We start from the raw sequence: 23,255 nt of genomic DNA on the forward strand, positions 1-23,255 counted from the left end.
GCAATATGTGGTACTTTACTTGGATTTTGGGTGTGCTGTTGGCGTGTTCTTTCGGTATTATCAATGCCATGTGGCTTGAATCGACCGAGAATTTGGATCGTCCTGACAGCGAAGAATAAGAGGCAATTTGAATCAACCCAAACCCCTGACGTTGTCGCGCTGGTTTCAGCGCACGGTTGCCACCGGAGATATCGCCCCCCGCGGTGCTCTGGTGGTACTTGTTTTCCTACATGTTTTCAGAGACCTCACCCTGCTGGCAGGCTATTGGGGCTTTGCTGCCATTGTTACCGATTGGATAGTCAATACCAAACCGGGAACAGAGCCCATGTGGAGGCTCGTTTTCTCGGCGCTGTTGGCAATGTGGCTTAGCCAGGGGCTGAGTCAGTTTTTAAATCATAAATGGCGTTTACAGCTGCTCTCCCAACTACAAAACCGATTACTGTCGACCTTCGCTCGCCAGCAACACGCACTGGTTCGTCAACATTCTTCGTTCTACTGGCAAACATTGTGGCAATTGCACATTCCTGCTGTCGTCAACTGGCACTTCGACTACCGCGTACAGCAAATGGTGGCAGTAATTGTTCCGTTTTTTGCGTTAATTGCTATCTTCACTGTCAATCTGGTCGTCGGTGCCAGCTTATTACTGACGCTGCCGGTAGTGCCCGTTTTTATGATCCTTGTAGGCAAAGGCGCGGCGGTGCTGCATCGCAAACACTTTGTTGCTTTGGAACGCCTTGGGACGCTGTTTGTTGATCGCTTGCGCGCATTGCCCTTGTTGTCACAGTTTAATGCTCATGATCGTCAGGCAGACCTGCTAGATGATGCTGGAGAAAGACTTAAAGAAAGAACCATGAAAGTGGTGTCCGTGGCCTTTTTATCTACCACAGTGCTCGATTTCTTCTCAACCCTGGCGGTCGCCCTCATTGCGGTCTATATCGGCTTTACGTTGTTGGGTGAATTTAACCTTGGTGAAGCTATAAATTTGCATCAAGGCCTATGGTTGTTGTTAACTGCGCCATTGTTATTAGCTGAATTGAAAAAATTGGGGCAGTTCTACCATCAAAAAGCGCAGGCTGAAGCCGCCAAAGAAGCGCTTGGCGACTTATTGATGTGCGATAAACAACCTGGATGCAAGGACGTGGGAGACTTTACAACTTTGCATATCCAGGGCGAACTAACGCAAGCGCCCCATCTATTCACAAAAGGGTTAACCCTTAAAAAGGGAGACTGGGTAAGGCTAAATGGCGCATCCGGTGCAGGCAAAACGGTCTTGATGGAATACTTGAGCGGGCAGCGAACAGGCCTCATGACACCCCTTGCCGACTATGCGTTACTTACACAAACCCCTGTGATATTGCCAGGCAGCGTGAAAGAAAATCTGTCTTTAGGGATGGCATTTAACAACGATGAATTACTCAACGTGTTGGAAGATGTTGGCTTGACCGAATGGGTAAACGCATTGCCAGCGCAGATGGATACCACGATGGGCGAATACCCTCCACTGTCCGGTGGGCAGGCACAGCGTTTGGCACTCGCCCGCATGTTACTCAGAAGTCCGTCAGTCTGGCTATTAGACGAGCCAACTGCTCATTTGCCTGTTGAGCAACATGAATCACTAAGTGAGCTTATCAGGCAAAAATGCGCTGGCAACACAGTGATATGGGCTTCACACAAATCGTTGCCAGACCAATGGTTCTCCCAGCAATGGAATGTGGTAAATGGCGAGGTCAGTTCATGAAAAGAATACCTATTGTCAGCTTGTTTCTCGCCGTGGTCCACACTAGTTCAGGACTACTTATTCTTATATTTTCCAGTTGGTTTATTGCTGCTTGTGCATTGATGCCAGTTAACTTCAATTACATGTTGCCAGCGGTGATAATCCGCGCATTAGCATTGATTCGAATTGGTGCCGGATATGGACATATGTGGTTGGCACACCACGACTTACTGGGGCGAACAACATGGCTGAGAAGCACTTTATTTCATCGGCTAAAAGATCAGCATCTTCCTGATAAGTCTGGAGACGTAGAACGTCTGGCTGCACAAACCGAGACTTTATCGTCTGTTTGGGTGGGCTGGGTTGCCCATCAGGCGAGCGGCGTGGTACTCATCTTGTTGTCTGTGTCTATTTGTAGCTACCTTGCTCTTCCTGGATATACCCAAATGTGGCTGATTGCCGGAGTCTGGCTGTTGCTTACAATTTGGCTTATTCACTTTGGCTTTAAAAAAGCCGCTGAGCAAACCTTACTGGAGAGTCGTTTTCGGTTTGAATCGGAACACTTTTTCGATAGTAGTAGTTTGTGGCATCTTCAGTTACAAGAAAATAACGGTGCCTTTCAACAAGCTCCTGATCTTCGTGGTGTGTGGCGACACAATCAGGTAATTGAGTCGGCCGGTCAATGGGCGCTATGGTTGCTACAAGGCCTGGCAATAGGCGGTATTTTCGTATTGTTTGCAAAGCAATCCGTGCAAGGTTTTGGAGAACCAACGGCGTTAATAGTGCCAATGCTTTTACTGAGTATCAGTGATTGGCTGGGCCGGCCAATCAGTACAGCCGCGCACTACGGCAAATTTCATCAGGCTAAAGTCGCCGTAGACAACTCCGACGCGGTTTCATTGCCACAGCGCGTTGAAAGCCAAGCGGTTAATCAAATCACCCTGGATAACTTTCAGGCTTGTACGCTGAAGGATAGTGTAACTGCAACCCTACCCACACAGGGCTTGGTGATTGTGTCAGGTGCGTCAGGCTGTGGAAAATCATCATTGCTTAAAGCCCTCGCCGGGCTGACACCTGCTAAAGGAAGCATGCGCTTTGACAGCGAAAAGGTAAAAGCAGGGCGGCGGGACGGCTGGGTTTATGTTGAGCAAACACCTGTCATTCTGGAAGCCACAGTGATGATGAATTTGTGTCCTGCTGATGCGTCCCCTAGCGCTTCGGAATGCAACCATGCATTACACGCCTTTGGACTAGATTATTTAAATAATTTAAAAGAATGGCTTGGGAAAGGGGGAAGAAGACTGTCCGGGGGAGAAGCTAAGCGATTATCGCTGGCGCGGGCGTTTATCGCTGCGCCGAGAGTGTGGTTGGTAGACGAGCCCTTTGAGGGGCTTGATGAGCATAATCAGGAAGCCATTGCCAGCGCACTAATCGCGCAAAGTGAGCATGGTTTGGTGGTGATTGCTACCCACCTTGTGCCGGACGCGATAGCATCGCAACATCCTCAGTGTATTAATTTGTAAACAGCACTATTGTGCTGATCCTCAACACAGTTTGATTCTTTCATGGAAATGGGCGCTAATAGTAATGAGCCAAATAATGATGACAATAAACCTGTTAAGGAGACAGCCATGGCTACATCACAACCGTTTGAGGTTCAGTTTGATGTTCGCTTTTACGAAACTGATGGATTAGGACACGTTGGAAACACGGTTCACGTTGGCTGGTTTGAGGCTGCAAGAGACCCTTTGTTTAAACTATTCTCACCGGAATTAAACCTTTCTGCATGGCCTTTGATTTTAGCCAGTTACAAAGTCGATTTTCTCGCTCAAATTTATTACGGTAAACCTGTCACAATAAAAACCTGGGTAGGTCGCCTCGGAGGCAGTTCATTCGATGTCTATCAGGAAATCTGGCAAAATGGTGAGCATTGTGCAACCGGTGTAACAACCATGGTACATTTCAATTATGAAAACCAAAAAGCCGAAACAATTCCCGATGATATTCGGCAAAAAATGCTAGCACACCTAAGAGAAGCCTGATGCATCCAGCTCAAACCGATTTCATCACGGTAGTAGATGACGTACTGCCAGTAGAATTATGCAAAAATATTATCACTGCCTTTGAAAGCTGCAGCAATTTGCAGCAAGGCCAAACCGGTGGAGGCGTAGATGAAGATAAGAAACGCAGTATGGATGTGTCTTTCACCCAAGACCCTGTATTTAAACCTTTCATACAAGACGTCATGACCCGCGCCGGTAATGCCCTGCTTCGATACATCGACAACTATTTCTATTCTCTTGTTGGGCCTATTGGATTAACGGTGCGTCATCCTTCTATTGGGGAACCCGTTAAACTCACTGGGGACAACTATGAAGAAGTTGGACGCCCTAATCTGGCGAATTTGGTCAATTATCTATTTCGCATTGGTGATATAAACACCCAGCGTTATTTGGCGAACGAGGGCGGCTATCCGTATTGGCACTCCGAAGTTTATCCCCAATTACCACATAACGACGCACTCCACCGTGTGCTGTTGTTTATGTTTTATTTAAACGATGTGGAAGAGGGCGGGGAAACGGATTTTTATTATCAACAGCGCAGTATAACGCCAAAAGCCGGGAGAATGGTGATTGCTCCCGCTGGCTTTACCCATACACATCGTGGCCAGATCCCCAAGAGCAACGACAAATATATCCTTACATCGTGGCTGCTGTTTAACCCGGCGGATCGAATTTACACACAATCTTAGTTTGTTAGCGCTTACTATCGGTGGAGGGTTTTAATAGTGTTGTTGTGACTTCAAAGAATAAATTTCAATCTTCTTTGTCAACATATTAACTAGTATTTCTCCACTGATACACCTTTCATGCGGTATCCCACAGAGGCAATATCGCCTACCCAACCCTTTGTGGATAAGGTGCCGGTTACCCAAATTGCATCGTATAAATCTTCAATGGCCACGCCTTCTTCAAAGGTTACGTAGACTATCTGATTCGAAGCCGGTGGGGGCACGTGTATGCATGCGCCGAAAAAAGGCACGAGTAAAAATTCCGTGGTCAGTTCATCAGTCCCTTCCAATGGCACGACAAAGCCAGGGATCTTCACAAACTCACCGTCTAATGCATCGACCACCGGCGCATTGGGTTGTAACTGAGCCATGGTACTGTTGTGGCTGCTTACAGGTGGTGGGGCAAGTTCGTTGAAACCTGGTGGAACCAGATCTTCCCAAAAGACTTCTTTGGGTGTTTTAGCCCAGCTCGCGGCAGCAATAAAAAACAGGGCTGCAGCAAGTACAAAGGTTTTGATGTAACGCATATTATGTAAACCGTTTTGTTTTTAACGCGGTATTATTGCACAAACCAACCAGGCAAAAGGGGCAGTTCGGCGAACTCACCCCTTTGCTAGTCGATAAATTACAGCATGGGCTTAAGGAAACGACCTGTGTGTGATTGCTTGGCATTAGCCACATCTTCAGGCGTACCTTCAGCAATGATTTGCCCTCCGCCTGAGCCACCTTCAGGGCCTAAGTCTACAATCCAGTCAGCGGTTTTGATTACATCCAAATTGTGTTCGATAACCACTACGGTGTTTCCGTGATCCCGCAAGCGATGCAATACCACCAGAAGCTGTTTGATATCATGAAAATGCAAACCTGTGGTTGGCTCGTCGAGAATGTACAGGGTTTGTCCGGTATCCCGCTTCGACAGTTCTTTAGCAAGTTTTACCCGCTGAGCTTCACCACCAGAAAGGGTAGTGGCAGCCTGTCCTAAGCGAATATAACCCAGACCTACATCCATTAAAGTTTGCAGTTTACGGGCAATAGACGGGATGGCATCGAAAAAGCCCCTCGCGTCTTCCACGGTCATCTCGAGAACCTCGTGGATGTTCTTTCCTTTGTATTGAACCTCAAGGGTTTCACGATTGTAGCGTTTGCCCTTACACACATCACAAGGGACATATACGTCTGGCAGAAAGTGCATTTCAACTTTAATGACACCATCACCCTGACAAGCTTCACAGCGCCCACCTTTGACATTGAAACTAAATCGTCCGGGTTTGTAGCCTCGTGAACGAGCTTCCTGGGTTCCAGCAAACATTTCTCTTATGGGGGTGAAGATACCTGCGTAGGTGGCCGGGTTAGAGCGGGGTGTGCGGCCGATGGGGCTTTGATCAATATCCACCACTTTATCCAGCTGCTCCAGACCTGTCATTGCCTTATAAGGAGCGGCTTCTGACGTGGTCGCTTTATTGAGTTCTCGATGGGCGATGCGGTAAAACGTATCATTCACCAAAGTGGACTTTCCAGAACCGGACACACCGGTAACACAGGTCATCAAGCCAGTTGGGATATTCAAAGTGACGTTTTTGAGGTTGTTTCCTGTTGCGCCTTCCAGTTTGAGCCACTTGTCTTTCTGATGAGGAGTGCGGCTGGTGGGAACGTCAATTTTCTCCCTGCCAGATAAATATTTTCCGGTAAGTGAGTCTTCACTATTTAAAATGTCATCCAGTGAGCCGGCTGCGATAATTTCACCGCCGTGAACACCAGCGCCTGGACCAATATCCACCACGAAGTCCGCTTCACGAATAGCGTCTTCATCGTGCTCTACAACTAAAACGGTATTACCGAGGTCGCGAAGACGTGTGAGGGTTTTCAACAGGCGTTCGTTGTCCCGTTGGTGTAGTCCAATAGAGGGCTCGTCGAGCACATACATAACACCAACCAGGCCCGCACCAATTTGACTAGCCAAACGAATACGCTGTGCCTCACCGCCAGACAACGTATCGGCACTACGAGACATGGATAGATAGTTTAGCCCTACATTAACCAAAAAGCCGAGTCGGTCGAGAATCTCCTTGAGGATCTTCTCAGCAATCTGGGCCTTTTGACCGTGCAAATTGAGTGTTTCGAAAAAGTCGTGAGCCTCTGAAATTGACATTTCAGTAATGGTGGGCAAATCTGTATTTTCGATATAAACATGACGGGCTTCTTCCCGAAGACGAGCGCCGCCACAACTATTACAGGGCTGCTGTGATAAGTGTTTAGCAAGCTCTTCGCGAACGGCATTAGACTCGGTTTCCCGATAACGCCGCTCCATGTTAGGAATGATTCCCTCAAAGGGATGCTTGCGCTCCATGACATCGCCCCGTTCATTGATGTACTTAAACTTCAATGACTTCCCTTTGGACCCGAAGAGCACCACATCTTTCGCTTCTTTTGATAATTCAGCAAAAGGAGCCGTCAGGCTAAACTTGTATTCGTCTGCAACAGCCTGAAGCATTTGGAAATAATAGTAACTGCGTTTATCCCATCCGCGTATAGCGCCGCCAGATAAACTAAGCTCGTCGTTTGTTACAACCAGCGCCGGGTCGAAAAACTGTCGTGTTCCCAATCCATCACAGGTTGGGCATGCCCCTGCAGGGTTGTTAAACGAAAATAATCGCGGCTCCAACTCACTTAAGCTGTAACCACAATGGGGACAGGCAAAATTTGCAGAGAACATGATTTCTTCTGCATCCGATTCATCCATGTAAGCGACTTTGGCGTTACCTCCGGCCAGCTCTAACGCAGTCTCAAACGACTCAGCTAATCGAAGTTGAAGATCGTCACGCACTTTAAAGCGGTCGACAACCACCTCAATGGTGTGCTTTTTGCGCAAATCCAATTCAGGTGGGTCGGATAAGTCGCATACTTCGCCATCAATCCGTGCGCGAATAAAACCTTGTGCGGCAAGATTCTGCAACGTCTTCACGTGCTCACCTTTTCGCTCCTGAATAACCGGTGCCAGTAGCATTAGCTTTGTGCCTTCCGGCATGCCCAAAACTTTATCCACCATCTGGCTGACAGTTTGTGCATCGAGGGGGACGTCATGCTCTGGACATCGCGGCGTGCCGACTCGGGCAAACATTAAGCGAAGGTAATCATAAATTTCTGTAATGGTACCGACAGTGGAACGCGGGTTGTGTGACGTCGACTTTTGCTCAATGGATATAGCCGGTGACAAACCTTCGATGTGATCCACATCGGGTTTTTCCATCATTGACAGAAACTGACGGGCGTATGCTGACAGTGATTCGACATAACGTCGCTGACCTTCTGCATAAAGGGTATCGAAGGCGAGAGACGATTTACCGGAACCCGACAGGCCCGTAATTACCACGAGTTTGTCTCTGGGAAGGGTTAAATCGACATTTTTAAGGTTGTGGGTGCGGGCACCCCGTATTTCGATTTTATCCATTGAAACCTGAGAATTGCCAAAAGAGAAATTATGCCACATTAGGCGCTAAAATTAATCATTACTTACGTGTTATAGGACACTGAGATCAGAACAAAGGACAGGCGAACTGGGTTGATTAATTATCTGTGTTACACTTCGCACCCTGAAATGAATGGGGACAATGCTGTTGAACGCTACTGAAATTCGCGCTGCTTTGGCACTGGCGCTGGTTTACGTATTAAGAATGATGGGTCTTTTTATGGTCATGCCCGTGCTTGCCGTGGCTGCTATGGATTACCCGGATTATTCACCTCTTTTGGTAGGACTTGCAGTGGGAGGTTATGGCCTCACCCAGGCAACGTTGCAAATTCCCATGGGAATGATGTCAGATCGCTGGGGAAGAAAACCAGTTATCTTGCTTGGTTTGGCGGTCTTTGCGCTAGGCTCACTTATCGCAGCGTCTGCGGATTCCATGGTTACAATGATTGTCGGTCGAATCTTGCAGGGAGCAGGTGCCATTGCAGGGGCAATAATGGCGCTAGCTACCGATGTTAGTCGTGAAGCTCAGCGGGCAAAAGTGATGGCAGTAATTGGTATTGCTATCGGTTTTTCTTTTTACCTCGCTGTACTCATTGGGCCGCTCATTGCACAGCGATGGGGCTTGCCTGGTGTTTTTGGTATTACTGGAATCCTGGCTGTCTGTTGTATGCCTTTGGTGAAGTGGGTGGTACCAAATGCGCCGAGCAGCGCCAGCGGTGATACACTCCCTCAGCTTTCAGAGGTGAAAAATCTTTTTGTGTCGCCCCGACTGTGGCGGTTGAATATCAGCGTCATGGTTTTACACATGTTAATTACCTTGCTGTTTGTGCAACTTCCACTCACATTAGTGAACTTCAACGTCACCCTGGCCAGTCATTGGATGGTCTATTTGCCAGTGCTAGGCGCCTCGATTGTTGGGCTCATCCTATTAATGGGTATAAGCCGTGGCAGAACACCGAAATCAGTGATGCTTACAGCGGCCGGGTTAATGATGGCGGCTTTCTTTATGCTGCATATGCAAGATCACCACTGGTGGATTGTTATGGCGGCTGTAGTGATGTTCTTTACCGGCTTTAATTATTTGGAAGCCAGTTTACCCGCCTTGGTTTCCACACTTGCACCAGTCGGGAAGAAAGGCACGGCGATGGGAATATACGCGAGCTTTCAGTTCTTCGGTGCGTTTCTCGGTGGACTGTTGTCGGGCGTTGTTACAGACATATGGTCGCCAAAACTGGCTTATCTTGCAGGAGCCATTGGTGCAGCGCTCTGGATAATTGTGTTGGCAGGTATGCGCGAAGTAACAAAACTAAAGCGTTTGGTGTTAGAGGCCGATGTATCCGAGTCTAGTCAGCAGCACCTCAATACCGCACTGATGGCCCTGCCCGGCGTAAACGATGCGGTAACATCAACAAAAGACAGAGCGGTATACCTGAAAATTGACAAAGGGTTTAATACTGACGAAGCAAGGAAGGTTATATCCAGGTTTATCTGATCTTTTCTCCACATTTATCGTTAAGTCTATGACATTCATCGGCTTGTCATTGTTCGTACATTATTATGAAATCGACGTGGTGGGCGTCTTCTGCTCAAACACATGGGAAAAATAAGGAGAGTGGAGTTACATGCTAGATTTAAACCATTTCAAAGGTATTATTTTCGATATGGACGGCACGCTAATCGACTCCATGGGCGGTCATAATGTAGCCTGGCAGAAAACTTGTGAGCAGTTCGGATATCCGTTTGATGCAGAGTACATGTATAACCTCGGGGGAGTGCCTACACTTGCAACGGTAGATTTGCTGAATGAAAAATATGGCAAAAATCACGACCGTAACACGGTGGCGAACTTTAAGAATGCAGTGAGAGCTGCAATGCAAGACATGCCAGGGCTTATTGAGGATACCCATAGGATTTTTAATCACTACCGGCCTTTTAAAAAAGTCGCCGTAGGTACCGGGGCTGACCGCGCCCATGCAGAATCTCTGTTAGCACATCACGGCCTGTTAGATTCTCTGGATGCACTGGTAACATCTTCAGACGTAGAAAACGGCAAGCCTGCGCCGGATACGTTTTTGTCTGCAGCGTCACAAATGGGCTTAGCGCCTCACGAGTGTGTGGTATTTGAAGATACGGAAATCGGCAAGCAAGCTGCCACTCGAGCCGGCATGCAGTGCATTATGGTTGTGCAGGGGAAAGTGCGTTATTGAATAGCAGACCCATTAGCTAGGTTAACCCCGGTTGACTGTTGCTTTGCCAGGGCGCAGCCATAACGAAAAGTGCGATTCATTCGAACCACTGCACGTGCAATGGCTTGTTGGAATAACTCGTCGGCAGCAAGTGGCGCAGTTGCAGGCTGTACAGCCATTCCCTTGAACTCTCTGGCAGTTGTACGGGCGTCACTGTCTGGTGCCTGATATTGGGCTGAAATCACAACGTTAGCTATCACACTGTCACTATAGGTTTGCAGAAAGCTCTTTTCAAGAATGACCGACAGGCGGCCATCCCGTGGAGATGGTGTGAGAGAAAAGTGAGCGCTGGTGAGGGCCGAGAAGACCCACTGTTTCATTTGGTCCGGGCCTATTTTGGCCTCAGAGGCGGGAATGCTTAACGATGTGCGCTGGTCGTCGTAGGCCTGCAGACTTGCCGGACAATGGGATTCCAGAGATTGGCGAATGGCTTTTTCTTCTGTTTCAGACAAGCGGGTTTGCGGTGACTGCTCTTCGTCTGTAGACACACATCCCGTCAGCAGGCCTAAACTAAATGCAATTGCCACAATGGTTTTTATGCGCAAGGAAAACATCTTTTTTTGCATGCCAATCGTATCCTCATTACACTGCGAAATTGGTAATGATGTTACAGTAATGTCCGGTCTGAGTTATTTCGTTTTTACTTTTTATTTGTTACAGAGCGTAAACCACAGTGTTCAATCTTCTTAGTCGAAAAATTGCGTTACTATTCTGTTTGTCGTTCATACATGGCTGCGCCATCGATGTGAGTTCCTCCAGTTATTTGCATCAGGATGCAAAACCCAAGGGGTTAGATACCACAGCGTTAACTCAGGCGGTAACCGAAGATGAAGCCGCCATGACCATCACGACAGTAGAAATTAAGAATGGGCAGGAACTCACGCTAAAAGGGGTTGCTGTGGCCTATCCTGACCCAATCGTGAACATCGTGTTGTACGCAGACAACGGTATGAGTATTAGTAAAAACGCAGCGTTAATTCACGAATTTGGAAAACTGCCAGCGAACATACTGTGGATAGATTATCAGGGCACAGGTGCCAGCCAAAAGGCATCCAGAGCAAGAATGTATAATCTTAAACGGGATGCATTGGTTGTATACGATTATGCTCAGGAAGTATTCACCAATGATCTTCCCACTGTTGTTCACGGTATTTCAATGGGTTCTATACTGGCATCTTACGTTGCCGTTAAACGGGATATTGACGGTCTGGTTTTAGACAGCGCGATTAATCGCGTGAACGATGTTGTACAAAATATGGTGCCCGACTGGACCAGGGTGTTCACTTTTTTAAAAGTCTCGCCAGAACTGGCTATTATCGAAAACGATGATTTTGTTCGTCAATTCGACAAACCATTGTTTTTAGTGGTGGGGGATAAAGACAGGATCACACCTATCACTTTTAGCCGGGAATTATACGAAGCTTCGCCCAGTGAAGATAAAATGATCTATATTGTTCCCGGGGGAAAACACAATAAGTCGATGAGTTACCCGGATGTGAAAGGCCAATACCGCCTGTTTATACAAGCGGTAAAAGCGGCCAAAGTTACGTCTTAGGCTGACACGTTAAAACCTTCAGGCACGCGACAAACCCTGGTATTGGCAATTAGGTCGTGGACACAACGCTTGTCTGCGCGGAAAATAAACAGCACATCTACCAGTGACAAGATACTGCCCACCACCGGGATATAAGCCACGATGCTAATGGGTAGGTAGCGCTTTAACAAGATGTTGGAAAAAGTGGCCTGGTTGTTGTCGAGATCTTCAATGCGGATTTTTAAGAACCGCTTACCTACCGTTTGACCGTAATGAAACAGCAGAAAACCGTGCACGATAAGAAAGCTGGCAAATCCATATAAAAAGGTCATGGCGGTTAAGCCAATGGACGGTTCTTGCAGGTTTTCTAAACCGACTACGAAAAATAGCGGGATGGTAATAAGTATGGATACCACGGCATCAATCAGGGCAGCGGCAAAACGTTCACCTCTTGACGCCAGGAGGTCTTCAACTTCCTGCGGTTGTTGTATTGCCTCGTTAGACAACACTGGGCCATCAGTACTTATTTCAGTTGTGATATCATCACTGGCCATTGCCGCCTCTTTTCTCGCGATCGCGGCGTCTATTTCCGCTGCCCGTTCTGGGTCAGCTTCTCTGTTCATTGCTGCAGACAGCGCACGCAATTCATCCAGACTAAGTCCATCGTAAATACCTGGGTCGGCCATGAAAAAATACTCCTGATTTGTTTACCTTACATAATGCCTTTTTTTGAGGAAAAAAAAGAGCTAAGGTTGTAGGAAGCGTAGTGATCATTGTTGTAAGAGCCTACTGCAAAAACCTAAGCACGCGAAAGTTTCGAACAAAAAAACGAATTGTAAGCGGATATAACAAGGTACTTTTTTATGTTGTCAGAAACGATTTTTACATGGAGTTATATACAACTTTGTAAGTTGCATTCTGCGGAACAACAGGTACGCTTTCACAATAAAAATAACAGTAGGTTTCAAGTGTGAAGATAAAGTCTCTTTTTGTCGCAGCAGCGTTTAGTTTTGGATATTCCGTACAGGGTGTTGCAGAGGAGCAGGTATTTGGAGGGTATCCCGCTGATGTGATGCCGGAACTAAGCGAACCCGGAGCACTAGATGTTGGCGTTACCACCCTGAAGTTAAAATACGATACGCCGGTAATAAACGTTAAAGGTGAAGAAGAGTCCCGCGCTCTTACTTTGGAAGTGTGGTATCCCACAACACAGCATCAGAACACCAGTAGCTATGATAACCAAACCCGAAGCGGTAAACCTTTTAGTGTTACTGCCCATGCGGCGCGGGATGCAGACGTTTTAGCGAGTGATACTAGTTACCCTGTAGTGGTGCTGTCACACGGTTATACCGGCTATCGCACTATTATGTATTACCTTGGTGAGCATTTAGCGTCCCATGGCTATATTGTTGCTGGTATCGATCATACCGATTCCACCAATGCTGATGTTGATTTTGCCAACGCACCATTTGCAGGCTTCCCAAGCACCTTGATGAATCGTTCCCGCGATCAGGTTTTTACTCTGCAAGCTGTGCTTTCCCATCCAATGTTTAAGATGTATGCCGACCAAACTAATGCCGGTCTTATAGGTTATTCAATGGGCGGTTTTGGTGCAGTGAACACCGTAGGTGGTTGTTACTCGTTTAATGAAAAATCAGCAGCACAGTTTACGGGCGCGACCTCGCCGGAAGCGGCCGTAAAAGTAAAAGCATTACTTAATACGTGTGCCGGAGGGAAACAGGACGCTGGTAGCGTCGACCCACGCTTTAAAGCCATGATGGCGTTAGCTCCCTGGGGTGGACAGCACAAGTTATTTGATGAAAAAGCGCTGGCTGAAATTAATACACCCGTGCTGTACGTAGCGGGCGATCACGATGATATTTCCGGGTATGAGGGAATAAAGTGGTTGTTTGAGCAAACTGGAAACAAAGACTCTCAACTATTAACCATAAAGAATGCCCGGCATAATATTGCGCCGCACCCAGCTCCGCCAGAAGCTTTCGGAAGTGAGTTTGATATTGGTCACTACCTTGAGCCGGCATGGCGTTCGGAATCACTTAACGCTATTAACGCCCATTTTGCTCTTGCGCTGATGCATTGCTATGTAAAGCAGAAGCCAGAATTCTGTGAGTACCTTGCCGTGTCCGGAAGCAGCGATCAGGAGGCGGTTAACGGCGTAGTGCCGGAGGTGTGGACAGGTTTTGATCACCGCTATGCGTTAGGGCTCGACATGCAGCATAAATAAAAAGAGCGGTGAGGTACGCCTCACCGCTCTTAGTTAGAACGTAACTTGGTTCACCGTAGTTACACAGCTTCTAACTTGTAAAGCAGGGCCGTTTGTGGGAACAGCACCGGCATCTGCAAGCCAAATTTCATCAATGCTTCGCCAGTAAACACCTCACCGTCGACCTTCTGCAAAATAGAAGGCGAGTACTCTTTGAGTTTCTCTGGCCACACCCGGGTAATGCGGTAAGACTTATCGCTATCTAGCCCGGCAAATAAGAATCGAAGTGGTGTGGTTTTAGGCGTTTCAACCACGCTGTTATAAGCAAATACCGCTTCTGACTTGTCTTTAGCCACATAGCCAAATTTCACGTTCAGGCCATCGTCGTCCATACGGAACAAGTCGCCTGAGTGGGTCAAATGACGGAACGATTTATACAACGCAATGGCGTCTTTCAATGCGTCGGTTTCCTGCTCAGTGAGCTCTCTTGGGTCCATTTCAATACCCATGTGACCAAACATGGCCACGGCAGCGCGCATTTCGATGGGAATGTTTCGCCCGGTAATGTGACAGTCTCTCGGGCCAACATGGGCGCCCATTACTTCTGAAGGGAAGAAATAGGAGAAACCCCGCTGAATACGCAAGCGATCCAGCGCATCGTTCGAGTCTGATGTCCAGAACCGGTCGGTGTGCTGAAGTATGCCTAAATCCACACGGCCGCCGCCAGAGCAACAGCTTTCGATCTCGATGCCAGGGTGGGCATCTTTAACCCGTTGAATGAGAGCATAGAGCGCAGGCATTTGTCCGTGCATGGCTGGTTTGCCTTGCAGATTACCCGGGTGGTTCACATCGCGGTTCATGTCCCATTTAATGTAGCTGATTTTAGGGTAGGCAGTGAGCACATCGTCAATCACTTTGAACAAATATTCCACCACATCAGGGTTGGTTAAATCGAGCACCAACTGATTACGGAAAGGAACGTGGGGGTTGTTCTTTGTCTGTAACGCCCACTCAGGATGGGCGCGGTACAAGTCGCTGTCCGGGTTTACCATTTCAGGTTCAAACCAAATACCAAACTCCATACCTAAGTCAGTGACATGATTGATAAGTGGGTCAAGTCCATCAGGATAAATCGCTTCGTCAACTGTCCAGTCGCCCAAGCCGGCTTTGTCGGAGCGGCGGCCTTTGAACCAACCGTCGTCCAGAACAAAGCGCTCGACGCCCAACGGCGCTACTTTATCGGCCAGCACTTTGAGAGTGTCTACGTCATGGTCGAAGTAAATACCTTCCCAGGTATTGTAATGCACAGGACGAGGCTTGCTGTCAGCGCTGTGAGTCAGCACATTGCTGCGAACATAATTGTGGAATTGTTGCGACAATGAAGAAAAGCCATCTACGCCAAAACCGCTGTATAACACTGGCGATGAATAGGATTCACCCGACGCCAGTTGTACTTCCCCAGGGAAAAGTAGCTCGCCAAACTGTACATAGCTGCGGCCATCAGCCATGACTTCTGCCCGTAACTTATGGTTAGCAGACGCGCCTAAATGAAAACCGAAACACTCACCGGTTAATTCACCTGTTCCTTGGGGAAAAGCTATCAGGCCAGGGAAGGTGTCGTGGGAAGTTTTACCACGTCGGTTTTCTCTAACGTAGCTGCCGAAGAAGAGATCGTGGTCAGCGGTTTGGAATTCGTTAGACCAACGACCTTCAAAGGTTTTAATTTTGGTCACGTTCATAGGCAGTATAAGGCTGGCTGCATTCAAATAGCCAAGGTTAATTGCTTGTGCGCCGTTGTTTATTACTGTGGATTGATAAGTAGCGACGCTGCTGTTTTCATCCAGCACCACCTTGGTAACCAAAGTCATGTTGCGATGCTCGTCAGTACCGGTAAAAGTAACGGTAAGCCCTTGCTGAACAACTGATGTGGTTTCAAACCCCGCTGACCATTCGTCTTGCTGGCCAAATACTTCAAGGCCTGGTGCGCCAGTAAAACCTTCACCATGGGTGGGTACTAACGATACCGGTGGCTCAATAACCGGAGCACATTTTGCTTCCTGACGGGTACGCAGCAGGCTCAGCATTGCGCCATCTGTAGATGTACTTAGTGGTTCACCCATGTACAAAAGTGATGGGCTACGACCCTGACAATCAAAAATGATAGTCGTGTAAGCGTTGTCCAGCCTGACAAATTGAGGAAGAGAAGCCATAAAAACCTCATTAATAAAGTTAAAAAAGAAGCTCTACAACAGAGCTTCCATGGGTGAAACATTTAACGATGTATTGCTAGTCGTGTTACGTGACCTTTTCTTTACTGCTAATGGCCATAGAAAACTGTGCGCTTTGTCCGAAAATAAGTTTGTTCACCAGTAGCGCAAAGCTTACACAAGCGATAAGGGTAACAAACATCAAGTGGATGTAGTGCAAACCAAACGGCGCGTAAATGGGAGAAAACTCAAAACTCAGCAGGGCGTAAAGCGCTACGCCGAAAACCACCGAGCCAATGGCAGCATTAGCGTGCACATTTTTAAACAGCAAGCCTACAATAAATACTGAAAGGATCGGCATGCTCAGCAAGCCATACAATTGTTGAACAAGGTTAATAATACTTTCTGCTTGCTGATAAACTGGTATAAGCGCCAGCGAAACAAAACACAGTAAAATGGTAACAAAGCCACTTAATTTAGGCACGTTGGGAGACTTATCAACATATGCTTCATGGATATCACATACGTACAATGCGGTTGCAGAGTTTAAGTTACTGTTAAAGGTTGTCAGCACAGCGGCTGCCATAGCGGCGGCGAAGATACCAGAGAGCCAATCGGGTAGCACGGTAGCAACAATACGACCATAGGCGCTGTCACCAACATCACCAAACAGTTTGTAAGACACAATACCCGGAACCACGATTATTGCAGGAACAATGATCAGGCGGATGCCAGCAGCAGCGAATACACCCTTTTGCGCTTCTTTCAGAGACGGGGCTGCCATAGCACGTTGAGTGATAACCTGGTTTGTACCCCAGTAGAACATTTGTATGAATATCATACCAGTAAGCAGAGTATGCCAGGGAACCGGAGAATCACTGTCACCAATAAGAGTGAGGCGTTCTTGGGGTATGCCGTCGAAGTTGTAGTCGATGGCTTGCAACGCAAGAATCGTAACTATTACCGCCATAGAGAGTAGTAAAACGCCGGAATAGGTGTCTGAAACTGCAACAGCTCGTAGCCCGCCAAAAATAGCGTACAAGGCGCCGACAATTACAAATACGACAGCAATGTACATGAGCGGCAGTTCAACGTTGAACATAGACTGCATAAATAATGAGCCTGAGTAAATCACCGCAGGGCAGAAAATAAGTGCACTACCGAGGAAAAACAGGGCGCTAATGACCGCGCGTATATGTTTATTGTGATAACGCTGCTCGAGCAATTCTGTGGTAGTGGTGCATTTGAACTTGTAATACACGGGCAAAAACACTTTTGCCAGTATGAATAAGCCCACCACCGCCGACAATTCCCACAAAGCTAATAACGCCATTTGGTTGCCGTTCATACCAACAAGCTGGTCGGTGCTGAGGTTGGTTAGCGTGATACTACCGGCGACGAAATACCAGGCAAGGCCGCCTCCGGCAAGGAAAAACTCACGGTTTTGGTTTTGCTGTCCGTTGCGATTTTGCCCCCGGCAACTTAAGTAGGTTAACAACCCGATGAGGGCAGTAACGAACACAAATACGGACACCTGAATAGTGCTTGAATACATCGAAAGCTCCTTAGGCGATTATGCTTTGCTTGTTTCTAGTTTTATGTTGGAAATGGCTCTGCCTGGGTACTTCTTATTGTGTAGTCGGATAAGCCGGTTCATTTGAAACACTGAACCAAGAATATTGGCCAGTACTGATAAACACTGTTTCGTATTTAGCAGCAAAAGCTGCTCGGCACTTAAGGCCTGAAATTGTTGTTCGTTGATGGCTGCCAGGCCGCCCACACGCTGCTGCGAACCGTCAGTAAACTCAATAACAATATCGACGGTGCGAATAAGCCCCATAGATGCAATCTCATCTAATAGCGCGGCGGTTTGTACCATGGCAGCACTGCGCTCTTCTAATAATTTTCGCTTGCTGTCTAAAAAAGCGGAAGGGCGTTTGCTGGATAAGAACAATGCCGTGCCGGTTTCTTCACTTACTGCGGGCGATGCTGTGTCCACCAACAACATGCTTTCGCTATTTGCGTCATTTCGTTGTAAAGAAAATGGAAGTGTCTGCAAACTTAGTGGCGTGTAGTGGGCAACCCACTCGGCATCCTGTACAAACACATTTTCATTTAGCCCAAACCCGCACATGGCAGAAATAGCCCAGCGTTGGCTGTTGGCGACCTTGCTAAAAAACAGCGGATATTCGCTGGCGGCCTGTACCGCTTCTTTGAGTTCTACATTAACAAGATGAAAGCGCTCAAACAGCTGAGGTAGTTGCTGTTCGTCGATATGTAATTCACTGTGAGCCAGTGCATTAACGTGTTCAAAATTCTGCATGAAAGTATCCTAAGCGCTCAGCCATTGTTCTATGTAATCGCGATGGTTTGGCAGAGCCTGCATTTTTTGCTCGGTAATTAGTTGATTTTGGTTTAGCAAAGACGTCGCCGTTGAACCCAAATTGTTTAAATGACCGTGTAGAGAGAAATCCGGAGAGAAGCCCATACCGTAGAGCACATACTGATAACTGGCCGCAGGGAAAAGCTCTATAGCCGCTGAAAAATCTGCTATTTGTGGGCCTCGATATCGCCAAATTTCCATGTCTTCTTTCAGCGTCTCAGGAATCGTCAATGGATCTCTATTCGCTTGCCAGTAGGGCTCCTGACGATTGGTAAGCACATAATGAAGCTTTAAAAAATCAATAATACGCTGCCATCGATAATTCATCTGCTCATTAAATCGCTTGCTCACAACAGGCGCAGCAGCCGCAGGCATGGGCATTTGATCGGCAATGTAACGAGCAGAAATTTCAATGAGCATCAATGCCGTGGCTTCAAGTGGTTCTACAAAACCCGCGGCCAGGCCAACGGCAACGCAATTGCCTTTCCAAAGCGTCTTGCGATAGCCCGATTCAAATTTTATGACGCGGGGGCTGAGGTCTTTGTGTTTATCGCCCACGTAGTTCATCAATGTGTCACTGGCTTCATCTTCGCTCATAAAACGGGAAGAAAAAACATGACCAACACCGCGTCTGCTGGTTAGCCCAATATCCCAGATCCATCCAGCTTCCTGAGCAGTTGCCTGGGTGTATGGTTTAATTTCGTAGTCTTCTTCATAAGGCACGTGTAACGCTAGCGCTGTATCATTGAACAGTACATCGCTGGTGGAAGTGACGTCTTCACCTAACGTTTGACCCAGCAATAACGAACGAAAGCCCGAGCAATCGACGAACAGGTCGGCATGCAGGGTATCGCCATTATTCAGTGTGATACTGCCGATGTTGTTGCTATCCGTTTTGCGTATGTTGTCTACCGTGGCAACGATGTGCTTAACACCCAATTCCTCTTTGCTGAAGGTTCTCAACATATCAGCGAACGCGCCAGCATCCAGGTGGTAAGCATAATTTGATTGCGCACTGCTGTATTCAGCATCAGATAAAGTACGCGGCGCAAGGTTTCTCTCACACACGTGCTGCTGGAAGTTCACTGATGTGGCGAAGTGAGAGATATCGTCTAAATAAGGCGCTAGTTCAATACGTCCATAGCCTAAGGGAACCGTGAACGGGTGGTAGTAAAAATCGCCATTCCCATGCACCCAATTGACGAACTTGCCACCTTGCTTGAAGGCGGCCGAACACTGACGGAACATGTCTTTTTCTGATAAACCGATGTCCTTAAGAGTATTGCGCATGGTTGGCCAGGTGCCTTCGCCCACACCTACAGTGGGTATGTCGGAGGCTTCAACGAGGGTGATGTCAAGGGCGCACTCGCCTTTAGCTATTTTGTGCTTAGCCGCAACTATGGCTGCCGTCAGCCAGCCGGCAGTGCCGCCACCGACGATGACAATACGTTGTTTTTGAGAAACTGAACCGGTTTGCATCATGGTTATTCGTCAGGTTGGTTGGGTTGTGCCATTTATCCATAGACTCTGGCAAAAATCCAGGTAGCCCATGGATAAATGGCAGGGGAAAGCCCCTGCCAATTAGATTAGAAGGTAGCGCGTACACCCACCGCGAAGCGGGAGCCGTTATCTTCAACTGAGTAGATTTGGTCATCGAAACGACCGACCTGTGTTAACTCTTCGCCAGTCACGTTAATGCCTTCAACGAAAACAGTGAAATTCTCGTTGATGTCATAACTTGCACTTACGTCCCACTGACCGTAAGTCTTCGTGGTTACAGGTTCGCCAGTTGCACCACCCACAGAGGTGTTGTCCAGGGCAAACAGGAAGGACTCGCGATTGTTAAAGGCTACACGTGCCTGGAACGCGTCTTTTTCATAGAACACGATCAGGTTTTGTGAATCACCTAAGCCTTCAAGTGCGAAGGTTTGCGTGGTGTCGCCGCTGACTTCTGCATCACTGTTTACTACAGTTGCGTTCGCAGTCACACCAAAGCCGTTGTCAAACACGTGAGTAATCGCCACTTCGTAGCCTGTTACTGTAGCTGTTTCCCCATTTTGCGGACGGGTAACAGTGAATAGTTCAGCAGCACCGTTAAGTTCTTCTGTGGTTGCAACAACATCTACATCCGGGTTGGCTGGGTCAAGAGAAACACCTACCGCACAGTCTGCAGAGGTACAACGGAATCCGTCGTCCGCCGAGCGCGCACTCATGGTGTAAGATTCTTCACCAGACAAAGTAACGATAAAGTTCTCAACTTCTTTGCTGAATACCGCGAAGCTGAAGATACTGTCGTCGCTGTAGTACCATTCGAAGGACAAGTCCCAGTTCTCCGCTTCAAAAGGCTTGAGCGCTGGGTTACCACCTGACGCAGTCAGGTTCTGACGACGTGGCTCACCAAACGTGGTCGCTGGAGACATCTGCGACATGGTTGGGCGGCTCAAAGAGTCGTAGCGCGACAGACGCAAAATCATGTCTTCTTCCAACTCCAGCTTCACGTTGATGCTGGGCAACAGGCTTGAATAAGAAGAAGTGCCAGTGATGTTTTCCTCAGGACCAGCTACGTTCTGGAACAAAGTTAAGTCTGTGGTAGGGATAATATCTTCCAAGAATGCCTGAACCGCTGAAACACTCACATCTGTTTCTTCGTAGCGGGCGCCAATGTTGATGTTAAGGGGCATATCGCCAAGGTCGTATCCGAACTCGAATTGTGCGTACAACGCCAGTACTTCTTCTTCCACCGTGTAGTGGTTAGAGGCAAGTGAAGTAACTACTGGAGCGCCTTGTGATGCCAGGTAGTCTAGATAGGCATCGCCGTCGTAGGTATACCAAGTATCAATCAGGCCGTCGAAATAGTTGTTCGCAGTAAACTCGCGAATGTTGAGGGCGTCAACTGGCGCCACTTCGTTGTAACCACAGAAAGCACACTGGTTACCGAATTCCTGATAGCTGTACTTTTCACGTTCTGAGTACAATACACCAAAATCGGCGCGCTGGAATACTTCAGCATCTGAATAATAGGTGAAATCAGCTTTGTATTCTGTGATCTCATCTTCAGACGCACGTGGGTTACCCAACTCATTATAGTGCAAACGGTTTAAGTTGATATCTGGCAGTGAACCATTGCCAAAACCGTCGTGGATAACTGTAGGAATGCTTCCCGTGCTATCGAACTCGTAGTTGTTGATTATACCAACTACGTTAAAGCGCGCGTCACCAGCGATATCATTTTCAGCTGTTGAGTGTGATACATCGAAGTTACCAATCAGGTAATCGGTGATATTCCATTTAACATTCAACCCGAAGCCGTCATTTGTTACATCACGTTGGTTGCGAGTGTGTGATACAAAGTCAGATGCTGGGTTACCACTACCTTGGTGCAGATCGATTTCCTGGGTAAACTGAATAGCTGTACCAGTGTCTGGGTTTACAGTTGCAGAACCAACACGGTCCGGTTCGAACCAAGAAGCTAAGTCAGTCACTTGTGAATCAACTTCGAACTTAGATACAAAACCGTCAAGGGTGATTGTGATATCGTCGCTAGGTGCAAACTGCGCTACTAATGACGCATTCGTTCTGGTTCTGTCTTGCTGATCAACAATCTGGTCCCAGTTTCTCGGGAAGTAAACATTGTCAGCTAAAATGCCGTCGTTGCGATTTGACAGTGTCAAACCCGGACGCCAACCGCCAGTTTGAATACGGTTGATTTGAACCTGACGTTCTTGATGAGAAACGGCAAGTAATACACCGAATCTGTCGTCAGCAAAGGTGTTGCTCACCAGGAAGCTGGCCTGTGGGGATACTTCCTCAGACAGATCTTCGTACATGCCTTTTACTGAACCAACGATCTGCATGCCGTCGTAATCAAAGGGACGGGCTGTGCTAACATTTATGGTAGAACCGATACCACCGGATTGCATGTTTGCAACGGCGCTTTTGTAAATATTAGCGCCTGTGATTTGATCAGCTGCCAGTACGTCAAAGTTAAACGCACGACCGTCGGCGTCAGAAGCTAATTGACGACCATTTACCAGTACAGTATTAAATTGCGGGCCAAAACCACGGACCGTAACCTGTTGACCTTCACCACCACTTCGGTCGATAGAGACACCGGTGATACGCTGCAACGATTCCGCAACGTTCAGATCAGGGAATTTACCCAAATCCTCGGCAGCGATGCCGTCAGACACAGCCATACTTTCTTTTTTATCAGACATGGCGCGTTTCAGGCTGCTCACAATACCACGAACTTCGATAACTTCTACGTTACCGTCCGCTGCGGCGTCCTGAGAAAAAGCCATTGGCGTGTGTAAAGCAGAGGCAATAGCAACGCCCAGCAAAGAGCGTTTTGCGATAGGGACTAACTTAGATTTCTTGGTGTTATGTGTCACTGTGTTTTCTCCGTGATTTGGTAACATGTAACACTCGCAATAGTCTGCAGTTAGTGATTTTCTAATTGCATCTGAAAGTGTTAAACATGACTTTCACATTTTTTGGGTTGTCTTTATTTACAGCAAAGTTTGCATAATTCACTAATAAATAAGGGCTTCCCTCTTATTTTGAGTCAAACTAATGTAAACGTTTTCCCCAATATTCCGTAAATAGTAACATAATTATAGAATGTAATAACAATGTTATTAATTAACTTTGGTATATAAAATCAAGGTTACAAGGTGTTTTTTGCACG

General features: G+C 47.4%; 18 protein-coding genes. 9 read left to right on the forward strand and 9 right to left on the reverse strand.

The features are described from left to right. The first annotated feature begins 5 nt into the window (after positions 1-5). From cydX to ACXACM_RS04910, 5 genes are all read left to right on the forward strand, one after another. Entirely contained in the window at positions 6-119 is a 114-nt protein-coding gene (cydX, locus tag ACXACM_RS04890) for a cytochrome bd-I oxidase subunit CydX (RefSeq protein WP_474820184.1), read from the forward strand. 8 nt (positions 120-127) lie between these two features. Beyond that, positions 128-1,738, forward strand: a complete 1,611-nt coding sequence (locus ACXACM_RS04895; protein WP_474820185.1) for an ATP-binding cassette domain-containing protein — start codon at positions 128-130, stop codon at positions 1,736-1,738. After that, positions 1,735-3,240 carry an ATP-binding cassette domain-containing protein gene (locus tag ACXACM_RS04900; protein WP_474820186.1) on the forward strand — a complete coding sequence of 502 codons (1,506 nt, stop codon included), beginning with the start codon at positions 1,735-1,737 and terminating at the stop codon, positions 3,238-3,240. Before ACXACM_RS04895 ends, ACXACM_RS04900 begins: the two co-directional genes overlap by 4 nt. A 108-nt stretch (positions 3,241-3,348) precedes the next feature. After that, positions 3,349-3,759, forward strand: a complete 411-nt coding sequence (locus ACXACM_RS04905; protein ID WP_474820187.1) for an acyl-CoA thioesterase — start codon at positions 3,349-3,351, stop codon at positions 3,757-3,759. After that, positions 3,759-4,469 (forward strand): 2OG-Fe(II) oxygenase, encoded by a 711-nt coding sequence (locus tag ACXACM_RS04910; protein ID WP_474820189.1) that lies wholly within the window; start codon positions 3,759-3,761, stop codon positions 4,467-4,469. The genes ACXACM_RS04905 and ACXACM_RS04910 overlap by 1 nt, the downstream gene beginning before the upstream one ends. Positions 4,470-4,558: 89 nt before the next feature. Here the strand turns inward: ACXACM_RS04910 and ACXACM_RS04915 are convergent, their stop codons facing one another. Then, positions 4,559-5,035: a DUF3299 domain-containing protein gene (locus ACXACM_RS04915; RefSeq protein ID WP_474820190.1), complete on the reverse strand. Its 477-nt coding sequence runs from the start codon at positions 5,033-5,035 to the stop codon at positions 4,559-4,561. Between the two features lie 98 nt (positions 5,036-5,133). Beyond that, the gene (gene uvrA, locus ACXACM_RS04920) at positions 5,134-7,956 is read right to left on the reverse strand and encodes an excinuclease ABC subunit UvrA (protein ID WP_474820192.1); all 2,823 of its coding nucleotides are present in this window, start codon (positions 7,954-7,956) and stop codon (positions 5,134-5,136) included. A 166-nt stretch (positions 7,957-8,122) separates the two neighbouring features. Here uvrA and ACXACM_RS04925 point away from each other — a divergent pair, with 166 nt between their 5' ends. Further along, entirely contained in the window at positions 8,123-9,466 is a 1,344-nt protein-coding gene (locus tag ACXACM_RS04925) for an MFS transporter (RefSeq protein ID WP_474824223.1), read from the forward strand. Positions 9,467-9,596: 130 nt separating this feature from the next. Next, complete coding sequence (locus ACXACM_RS04930; protein WP_474820193.1) at positions 9,597-10,181, forward strand: HAD family hydrolase; 585 nt, start codon at positions 9,597-9,599, stop codon at positions 10,179-10,181. Here ACXACM_RS04930 and ACXACM_RS04935 read toward each other — a convergent pair. After that, positions 10,175-10,786, reverse strand: a complete 612-nt coding sequence (locus ACXACM_RS04935) for a hypothetical protein (RefSeq protein WP_474820194.1) — start codon at positions 10,784-10,786, stop codon at positions 10,175-10,177. The genes ACXACM_RS04930 and ACXACM_RS04935 overlap by 7 nt on opposite strands. A gap of 107 nt (positions 10,787-10,893) precedes the next feature. On the opposite strand from ACXACM_RS04935, the gene ACXACM_RS04940 reads away from it, so the two are divergent. Continuing rightward, entirely contained in the window at positions 10,894-11,775 is an 882-nt protein-coding gene (locus tag ACXACM_RS04940; protein ID WP_474820196.1) for an alpha/beta hydrolase, read from the forward strand. Here the strand turns inward: ACXACM_RS04940 and ACXACM_RS04945 are convergent. Next, positions 11,772-12,440: an RDD family protein gene (locus tag ACXACM_RS04945; RefSeq protein WP_474820197.1), complete on the reverse strand. Its 669-nt coding sequence runs from the start codon at positions 12,438-12,440 to the stop codon at positions 11,772-11,774. The genes ACXACM_RS04940 and ACXACM_RS04945 overlap by 4 nt on opposite strands. A 284-nt stretch (positions 12,441-12,724) precedes the next feature. On the opposite strand from ACXACM_RS04945, the gene ACXACM_RS04950 reads away from it, so the two are divergent. Further along, positions 12,725-13,999 (forward strand): alpha/beta hydrolase family protein, encoded by a 1,275-nt coding sequence (locus ACXACM_RS04950; protein WP_474820198.1) that lies wholly within the window; start codon positions 12,725-12,727, stop codon positions 13,997-13,999. Positions 14,000-14,058: 59 nt separating this feature from the next. On the opposite strand, the gene ACXACM_RS04955 is transcribed toward ACXACM_RS04950, so the two are convergent. From ACXACM_RS04955 to ACXACM_RS04975, 5 genes are all read right to left on the reverse strand, one after another. Beyond that, positions 14,059-16,188, reverse strand: a complete 2,130-nt coding sequence (locus tag ACXACM_RS04955) for an alpha-galactosidase (RefSeq protein WP_474820200.1) — start codon at positions 16,186-16,188, stop codon at positions 14,059-14,061. Positions 16,189-16,273: 85 nt separating this feature from the next. Continuing rightward, the gene (locus tag ACXACM_RS04960; protein WP_474820201.1) at positions 16,274-17,740 is read right to left on the reverse strand and encodes an SLC5 family protein; all 1,467 of its coding nucleotides are present in this window, start codon (positions 17,738-17,740) and stop codon (positions 16,274-16,276) included. 18 nt (positions 17,741-17,758) lie between these two features. Further along, positions 17,759-18,508, reverse strand: coding sequence for a SapC family protein (locus ACXACM_RS04965; RefSeq protein ID WP_474820203.1), 750 nt, complete (start codon positions 18,506-18,508; stop codon positions 17,759-17,761). 9 nt (positions 18,509-18,517) lie between these two features. Next, the gene (locus ACXACM_RS04970; protein ID WP_474820205.1) at positions 18,518-20,050 is read right to left on the reverse strand and encodes a tryptophan halogenase family protein; all 1,533 of its coding nucleotides are present in this window, start codon (positions 20,048-20,050) and stop codon (positions 18,518-18,520) included. Between the two features lie 104 nt (positions 20,051-20,154). Then, on the reverse strand, positions 20,155-22,869 hold the full coding sequence (locus tag ACXACM_RS04975) for a TonB-dependent receptor (protein WP_474824225.1): 2,715 nt from the start codon (positions 22,867-22,869) through the stop codon (positions 20,155-20,157). Positions 22,870-23,255 lie beyond the last annotated feature (386 nt).

Source organism: Alteromonas sp. AWQ4_252 (assembly GCF_056158205.1).

What these genes read in the sequence shown, in the direction of transcription:
- ACXACM_RS04900 (WP_474820186.1), top strand. Translation starts at nt 1,735, where the DNA reads ATGAAAAGAATACCTATTGTCAGCTTGTTTCTCGCCGTGGTCCACACT.
- ACXACM_RS04965 (WP_474820203.1), bottom strand. Translation starts at nt 18,508, where the DNA reads ATGCAGAATTTTGAACACGTTAATGCACTGGCTCACAGTGAATTACAT.
- ACXACM_RS04935 (WP_474820194.1), bottom strand. Translation starts at nt 10,786, where the DNA reads ATGCAAAAAAAGATGTTTTCCTTGCGCATAAAAACCATTGTGGCAATT.
- cydX (WP_474820184.1), top strand. Translation starts at nt 6, where the DNA reads ATGTGGTACTTTACTTGGATTTTGGGTGTGCTGTTGGCGTGTTCTTTC.
- uvrA (WP_474820192.1), bottom strand. Translation starts at nt 7,956, where the DNA reads ATGGATAAAATCGAAATACGGGGTGCCCGCACCCACAACCTTAAAAAT.
- ACXACM_RS04910 (WP_474820189.1), top strand. Translation starts at nt 3,759, where the DNA reads ATGCATCCAGCTCAAACCGATTTCATCACGGTAGTAGATGACGTACTG.
- ACXACM_RS04905 (WP_474820187.1), top strand. Translation starts at nt 3,349, where the DNA reads ATGGCTACATCACAACCGTTTGAGGTTCAGTTTGATGTTCGCTTTTAC.
- ACXACM_RS04945 (WP_474820197.1), bottom strand. Translation starts at nt 12,440, where the DNA reads ATGGCCGACCCAGGTATTTACGATGGACTTAGTCTGGATGAATTGCGT.
- ACXACM_RS04975 (WP_474824225.1), bottom strand. Translation starts at nt 22,869, where the DNA reads ATGGCTTTTTCTCAGGACGCCGCAGCGGACGGTAACGTAGAAGTTATC.
- ACXACM_RS04960 (WP_474820201.1), bottom strand. Translation starts at nt 17,740, where the DNA reads ATGTATTCAAGCACTATTCAGGTGTCCGTATTTGTGTTCGTTACTGCC.
- ACXACM_RS04915 (WP_474820190.1), bottom strand. Translation starts at nt 5,035, where the DNA reads ATGCGTTACATCAAAACCTTTGTACTTGCTGCAGCCCTGTTTTTTATT.
- ACXACM_RS04930 (WP_474820193.1), top strand. Translation starts at nt 9,597, where the DNA reads ATGCTAGATTTAAACCATTTCAAAGGTATTATTTTCGATATGGACGGC.
- ACXACM_RS04955 (WP_474820200.1), bottom strand. Translation starts at nt 16,188, where the DNA reads ATGGCTTCTCTTCCTCAATTTGTCAGGCTGGACAACGCTTACACGACT.
- ACXACM_RS04970 (WP_474820205.1), bottom strand. Translation starts at nt 20,050, where the DNA reads ATGATGCAAACCGGTTCAGTTTCTCAAAAACAACGTATTGTCATCGTC.